We start from the raw sequence: 6,899 nt of genomic DNA, 5'->3' as shown, positions 1-6,899 counted from the left end.
TCCCCATTCCCCATTCCCTATGTCAAGTTCTTCTGGACGCCCACGTAGCATCCACGCCGACCAAGCCATTCTGCAAGCGACCCTAGATTTGCTTGCAGAGGTAGGATATGAAAGCATGAGTATAGAAGCGATCGCTTCCCGTGCTGGAGTTGGTAAAACGACCATCTATCGGCGTTACACTTCCAAAGAAGAATTAGTTGCAGACGCGATCGAAAGTTTGAGAGATGATTTAGTGATCCCCGATACTGATAGCTTTTGGGGAGACATGGATATCCTGATTAATAATGCCGCCAAAAAAATAGATAGTCCCCTTGGTCGTCAGACACTTGCGCTGATCATTAGTACAGCGTCTAGCAATCCTCAGTTTGCAGAGGTTTACTGGACAAAATATACAAAACTCCGACGTGAAGCCTTTTCTAAAATACTTGAGCGTGCCAAGTCTAGAGGCGAAATTCACAAGGATGCAGACGTAGAACTAATTATCGACCTTGTAAGCGGGTCACTATATTATGCACTGATCTTCAAACCCACAACTGAGCCAGTAGAAGCATACATGCGCCGCACCATGAATCTTCTTATGAAGGGAGTAGGGAATAGGGAATAGGGAGTAGGGTGCAAAGGAGACGGAATAACCAATGCCCAATGCCCCATTCCCCATGCCCAATTCCAACTTGTTAGCAAAATAACTTTTCACTATAGGTCATAAATGAGATGATGGAGAAATTAGAGAAAAAGGTGAACAATTGTTATTTTTCTCCTTCCGCTTCTGGTTGCAGAATGGCATCACAGTATTGAATGAGGGTTGTCAAGCGATCGCAAATCGTCTGAAGTCTCGTTTGTGCAGTAGATGCTTGCCGCGCTCCTTGGAAAAACATCACATCTATTTCCAACAAGCGCAATTGCTTGCTCATCTCCGTTTGATAAGACTGCACTCGCCAGTTTTCATCAGCCAAAGGCACAATCTCTTGCCCGAAAAATTGCTGCAACGAGGCTATACGCTGTCGCAGTTCAGGCGCAACTATTTGGGTAGTTGTGGCATCGGAGCGTAATTGCTCTAGCAAGGTTACGAGTGCCAGATATTTCTCACGGTTTAAAGACATCCAGTGCTAGTTAAGATAGTATTAATGTCAAGTAATTTTTCTTCTACAATAAACTTTCTTAAGTACTTATCAGCACTAAAAGCCTCAAATCATGGTTTGAGGCTTTGTTTGCCATCAATGGATTTTCAAGTTTATGATCCTTGAAACCCGCAGTGGATGACTACCGTCTGCAATTGGAGAATCATCCTTACACTGTTTTTTCTACCCTTCTCTGGGCGACAGCATCTTCTTAGAGCGATGCTGCCAGTTTTATTTATCATTCAGTTATCTACCGATCCTATCCAAACCCAATTGTATGAGCAGTCTAGCTATAAATTCATCAGTTGATCTCGCCATTCCGGAATGGTTAAAAAAATGTTTGAAGGAGTCATCCACAACTAGCGGTGTAGGGGAAGATGACCGAAGGCATAGTGATACAGTCTTGATTGGTCGCGCATTTGAATTTGCTTACCAACTGCATCAAGGTCAATACCGCAAATCTGGAGAACCATACATTGCCCATCCCGTTGCTGTAGCCGACTTGCTGCGTGACTTGGGAGGTAGTGCTGCTATGATAGCAGCTGGATTTCTCCATGATGTCGTTGAAGATACAGAAGTTACAAGTCAAGAAATAGAAGAACGCTTTGGCCCAGAAGTGCGGCAGTTGGTTGAAGGTGTCACCAAGCTTTCTAAGATCAATTTCACCAGCAAAACCGAAAGCCAAGCCGAAAACTTCCGGCGGATGTTTTTGGCAATGGCGCAAGATATTCGGGTAATTGTGGTGAAATTGGCAGATCGTTTGCATAATATGCGAACTTTACAATATATGTCAGAGGCCAGCCGCCGCCGCAGTGCCCAAGAAACGCGAGATATATTCGCGCCCTTAGCCAATCGCTTGGGAATTTGGCGAATTAAATGGGAACTGGAAGATTTGGCTTTTAAATATTTGGAACCAGAAGCTTTCCGCCAAATGCAAGAGCATGTTTCCGAAAAACGGACGGCGCGAGAAGAGAAATTGGCTAGAGCTACGAACATGTTGCAAGAGCGTTTGCAGCAAGCCGGAATCCAGTTTCAGGATATCAGCGGTCGTCCCAAGCACCTTTATAGCATTTACCAAAAAATGCACCGCCAGCAAAAGGAATTTCATGAAATTTACGATTTGGCAGCGCTGCGAATTATTGTTCAAACTAATGAGGAATGCTATCGGGCGTTGGCGGTGGTTCATGATGCTTTTCGCCCAATTCCTGGGAGATTTAAAGACTACATTGGACTGCCAAAGCCTAATCGTTACCAGTCGTTACATACTGGGGTGATTGGACTAACTGGCCGTCCTTTAGAGGTGCAAATTCGGACAATCGAAATGCATCATATCGCCGAGTATGGGATTGCCGCCCATTGGAAGTATAAAGAAACCGGAGGTTCTAGTATTAGCCATTTGACAGCGACAGATGACAAGTTTACTTGGCTACGGCAACTGCTAGAATGGCAAACTGATCTCAAGGATGCCCAAGAATATCTTGATAGCGTCAAAGATAATCTATTTGAAGATGATGTCTATGTCTTCACCCCTAAGGGGGATGTTGTTCCTTTAAGTCCTGGTGCTACCACTGTAGATTTTGCTTATCGCATTCATACGGAAGTGGGGAACCACTGTTCAGGGGCGCGGGTGAATGGGCGAATGGTGCCACTGTCAACGCGGCTGCAAAATGGCGATATTGTCGAGGTTTTAACCCAAAAGAACTGCCATCCGAGTTTAGATTGGTTGAACTTTGCCAGAACTTCGGCAGCGAAATATCGGATAAAACAATGGTACAAGCGATCGCGCCGGGAAGAAAATGTTGCCCGTGGACGGGAGTTGTTAGAAAAGGAACTTGGTAAAACTGGTTTTGATAGTTTGCTGAAGTCCGATGCGATGCAGATTGTCGCTGAAAAGTGTAACTACCACAGCGTAGACGATTTACTTGCCGGTTTGGGTTACGGTGAAATTACCTTGAACCTAGTGCTAAATCGTTGGCGAGAAGTAGCGAAGGGACAACAACCAGCTTCCACTGTGTCGCCATTTATCCCCAAAGAACCAGCGACATCAAAAGCTTTGCGAGATGCACCTCCAACTACCTCACGCTCCACAGATTCGCCAATTTTTGGGGTGGAAGGTTTGGTATATTATTTAGCTGGGTGTTGTACCCCGATTCCTGGCGAACCAATTATTGGTGTGGTGACGCGAGGTCGGGGGATTTCAATCCATCGCCAAGGCTGCCATAATTTGGAGACTGTGGAGTATGAGCGCTTAGTACCAGTTAGGTGGAACCCAGGCGCAGAAAATAGTGGTCGTCCGCACACATACCCAGTGGATGTTCAAATTGAAGCCCTTGACCGCGTAGGGGTGCTAAAGGATATTTTGTCACGCTTAAGTGACCAAGGGATTAACGTTCGCCATGCTCAGGTGAAAACCTCTGCTGGTCAACCTGCATTGATCGACTTAGGAATAGATATACGCGATCGCTCACAACTAGAGCAAGTGTTCGTCCAAATTAAGAAAATGAGCGACATTTTGAATATCCGCCGCCTTGGTCAAATTGACGAGTAAGTTTGCCAATTGCTAGGGTGCGTTAACGCAGTGTAACGCACCAGTTTATACCAACCTGAAAAAATAAATGCGACAAATAGACCATCTTGCTTGTAGAGACGCGATTCATCGCGTCTTCACTCAAGGATTTATTACAAAGAGTCTGCACTGTCAGCATGGAAACAATGCAGATTATTTATCATATTCAGGCTGCTCAGAATTAAGGTTAATTGTTAATATTCATAGACTGCAACATTTTTTCTCGCTTCTTGCGGGCAATTTCTTGCAAGTCAACAGTTCTATCAGTCTCATCTACAATTTCACCAGTTATCACCTCAAGCACATCTTCCAAAGTGATGACACCAGCGATACTTCCATATTCGTCTACCACTACTGCAAGATGTTCACGAGCTTCTATAAAATTTTTCAACAATTTATCTGCCCGAATTATCTCAGGAACAAAGTTGACTTTTCGAGTCAGACTAACAATTTTTTGATCGTTACTTCCTTCAACCATTGCTGTCAGTAAATTCTGTTTTAAAGCAAATCCAATGACTTCATCAAGAGATCCATCTATTACAATAATCCGGGTGTGTTGGGACGCAATAATGTTGGTTTTCGCTTCCGCAAGAGTCATATCTCCGTAGATATATGTCAGCATGATTCGGGGTGTCATTAAATCAGATGCAGTCACATCATTTAATCTAAACACCCGCTGAATCATTTCTGCTTCCTCACTTTCGATAATTCCCTCTTGATGACCAATCTTCGCCAACAGCTTTATTTCAGCCTCATTTGTAGTTGGTCGTTTTTGCCCTTTAGAAAAAGGTGCAGTAACATTTTCTAGAATCCAAACTAAGGGTGTGAAAGCAATAGCAAGTCCAGCCACAGGTATAGCCGCAAGTATAGCGATTTGCTCAGAATAACGTTCTCCAATTGTCTTGGGAATGATTTCACCAAAGATGATAATCAGAAATGTCAATACTCCTGAAAATACACCAAGCCATCTATCTCCTAATACTTGAGTAGCAATATTACCTGTGAGAATACTGCCAATGATATTGAAAGTATTGTTGAGGATTACAATAGCCGCAATCGGTCGATTCATGTTTTCACGAATCGCTAAAAGTGTTACTAATGAACGGTTATTTGATTGTGCTAATTGTCTGACTCTTAGGGTCGAAACAGAGAACAGGGCCGTTTCTACACTAGAACAAAGGGCTGAACCTAAAAGAACAACAAACACAATGATTACAAGCTGTAGCATAAAGTTTCCCAAATATGGGAAGCGAAAGTTGAGCTTAAATGATAGCTAAAGGAGTTGCTATCTTGTTATTTTCTGAGTTTAGCGTTTTCCTATTTTAAGCTCATTGTCCGGGAAGGCTTTGCTCCCATAGCACTAGATTTTCAGCTTGTAGGTACTTTATTTATTATGTCTGCTTGATTGGTTATTAAACCTGGAGAACCTACCCTGACAAAGCTCTGACAATTCAGGTTATGTGAAAAAGTCCACAAAAACCTAACCCCCTTCCCGACGCGGGAAGGGAGAAACCGGAAAATCTTGTTCCCTCCCCAATGCATCGGGAGGGTTAGGGTGGGGTAAAACCTTGGTTAATCAGCTATTTCAGACTTGTGTGTACACCGTAGCTCCTTTTAGGAGAGAGGAATGAAAAACTCCACGCCACTTGCGGGATGGAGTTTCCCGCCGCTTTCAATGAAATTTTTCTCTCTTCCCGAAGCCTACGGTGTACACACAAGTCCTAAAAACCTAGCTTGATAAGCATTTCCTCGTTCCCAGGCGGAGCCTGGGAATGCATTCTTGAGTCAGAGACTCAATATCTGACTAGAGGCAGAGCCTCTAATCAGGCATTCCTATGCAGAGCATAGGAACGAGATAAACGAGAGAATAATGCGAAATTGATCTTTTTTTGACTTGTGTGTACACCGTAGCTTCCCGAAGCGGGAAGGGAGATAGAGATTAGAACTCTAGCATAAATATTTTATAGTGTGATTGAGAGTTATTTTTTTTCTAAATTATAGCAATTAAAAATAGTAATAATTTACCAACTTGTCTTCAATAACTGTTCTTTGAGAGTACTAAAACACCTGAAATAATTAATTTGTTTATTCCATATTAACTATATGATAATAAGAGGAATGCGATATTGTATCCAGCATTGAATAACCATTAAAGCTTACTCAAGAAGATGAATTATGCCAGTACTTAATATCCTTCATTTAGTTGGGTCTGCACACAATAATTTTTACTGTGATTTATCACGCCTTTATGCCCAAGACTGTTTAACAGCAATAGCAGATAAATCACTTTATAACTTTCAGATTGCATACATCACACCTGATCGTCAGTGGCGATTTCCTCACTCACTTAGTCGAGAAGATATTGCTCTCACTAAACCAATTCCTCTGTTTGATGCGATACAGTTTCTAACAGGACAAAACATTGACATCATGTTACCACAAATGTTTTGTATTCCTGGAATGACTCAGTACCGCGCCTTATTCGATTTGCTCAACATCCCTTATATAGGGAATACTCCCGATATCATGGCCATAGCGGCCCACAAAGCTAGAGCCAAAGCAATTGTCGAAGCCGCAGGGGTGAAAGTGCCTCGTGGAGAACTGCTCCGCCAAGGAGATATTCCGACAATTACACCTCCAGTAGTCATTAAACCTGTAAGTTCCGACAACTCTTTAGGAGTGACTTTAGTCAAAGAGGTTACTGAATATGATGCTGCTCTGAAAAAAGCATTTGAATATGCTTCGGAGGTCATTGTAGAAGAGTTTATTGAACTCGGTCGAGAAGTCAGATGCGGTATCATTGCCAAAGACGGGGAACTAATCGGTTTACCCCTTGAAGAGTATCTGGTAGACCCCCATAATAAACCCATCCGCAACTATGCTGATAAACTCCAACAAACTGACGATGGAGACTTGCATTTGACCGCTAAAGATAATATCAAGGCTTGGATTTTAGACCCTAACGACCCAATTACCCAAAAGGTTCAAGAAGTGGCTAAGAAGTGTCATCAGGCTTTAGGTTGTCGCCACTACAGTTTATTTGATTTCCGCATCGACCCAAAGGGGCAACCTTGGTTTTTAGAAGCCGGATTGTATTGTTCTTTTGCTCCCAAAAGCGTGATTTCCTCTATGGCGAAAGCAGCAGGAATCCCTCTAAATGATTTGTTAATAACCGCTATCAATGAAACGTTGGGCAAGTAATACAACAGAGTTCA

At 42.9% G+C, this 6,899-nt stretch carries 5 protein-coding genes; 3 read left to right on the top strand and 2 right to left on the bottom strand.

Translation table 11 applies throughout. The annotated features are described in order from the left end of the window. Nucleotides 1–19 precede the first annotated feature (19 nt). Complete coding sequence (locus tag A4S05_RS34830; protein WP_069074331.1) at nt 20–604, top strand: TetR/AcrR family transcriptional regulator; 585 nt, start codon at nt 20–22, stop codon at nt 602–604. Between the two features lie 142 nt (nt 605–746). On the opposite strand, the gene patD is transcribed toward A4S05_RS34830, so the two are convergent. After that, nucleotides 747–1,100, bottom strand: a complete 354-nt coding sequence (gene patD / locus A4S05_RS34825; RefSeq protein WP_069074330.1) for a heterocyst frequency control protein PatD — start codon at nt 1,098–1,100, stop codon at nt 747–749. 295 nt (nt 1,101–1,395) lie between these two features. Here patD and A4S05_RS34820 point away from each other — a divergent pair, with 295 nt between their 5' ends. Next, complete coding sequence (locus A4S05_RS34820; RefSeq protein WP_069074329.1) at nt 1,396–3,666, top strand: RelA/SpoT family protein; 2,271 nt, start codon at nt 1,396–1,398, stop codon at nt 3,664–3,666. 205 nt (nt 3,667–3,871) lie between these two features. Here the strand turns inward: A4S05_RS34820 and A4S05_RS34815 are convergent, their stop codons facing one another. Beyond that, complete coding sequence (locus A4S05_RS34815) at nt 3,872–4,912, bottom strand: hemolysin family protein (RefSeq protein ID WP_069074328.1); 1,041 nt, start codon at nt 4,910–4,912, stop codon at nt 3,872–3,874. 947 nt (nt 4,913–5,859) lie between these two features. On the opposite strand from A4S05_RS34815, the gene A4S05_RS34810 reads away from it, so the two are divergent. Beyond that, on the top strand, nt 5,860–6,885 hold the full coding sequence (locus A4S05_RS34810; RefSeq protein WP_069074327.1) for a D-alanine--D-alanine ligase family protein: 1,026 nt from the start codon (nt 5,860–5,862) through the stop codon (nt 6,883–6,885). The last annotated feature ends 14 nt before the right edge of the window (nt 6,886–6,899 follow it).

The sequence above is a fragment of the Nostoc sp. KVJ20 genome (assembly GCF_001712795.1).
Lineage (GTDB): Bacteria > Cyanobacteriota > Cyanobacteriia > Cyanobacteriales > Nostocaceae > Nostoc.
Note: the sequence above shows the minus strand (reverse complement) of the source record. Positions and strands in the feature narration are given on the sequence as shown.

Excerpts from the sequence above, each read along its gene's own strand:
- A4S05_RS34820 (WP_069074329.1), top strand. The coding sequence starts at position 1,396 with ATGAGCAGTCTAGCTATAAATTCATCAGTTGATCTCGCCATTCCGGAA.
- A4S05_RS34815 (WP_069074328.1), bottom strand. The coding sequence starts at position 4,912 with ATGCTACAGCTTGTAATCATTGTGTTTGTTGTTCTTTTAGGTTCAGCC.
- A4S05_RS34810 (WP_069074327.1), top strand. The coding sequence starts at position 5,860 with ATGCCAGTACTTAATATCCTTCATTTAGTTGGGTCTGCACACAATAAT.
- patD (WP_069074330.1), bottom strand. The coding sequence starts at position 1,100 with ATGTCTTTAAACCGTGAGAAATATCTGGCACTCGTAACCTTGCTAGAG.
- A4S05_RS34830 (WP_069074331.1), top strand. The coding sequence starts at position 20 with ATGTCAAGTTCTTCTGGACGCCCACGTAGCATCCACGCCGACCAAGCC.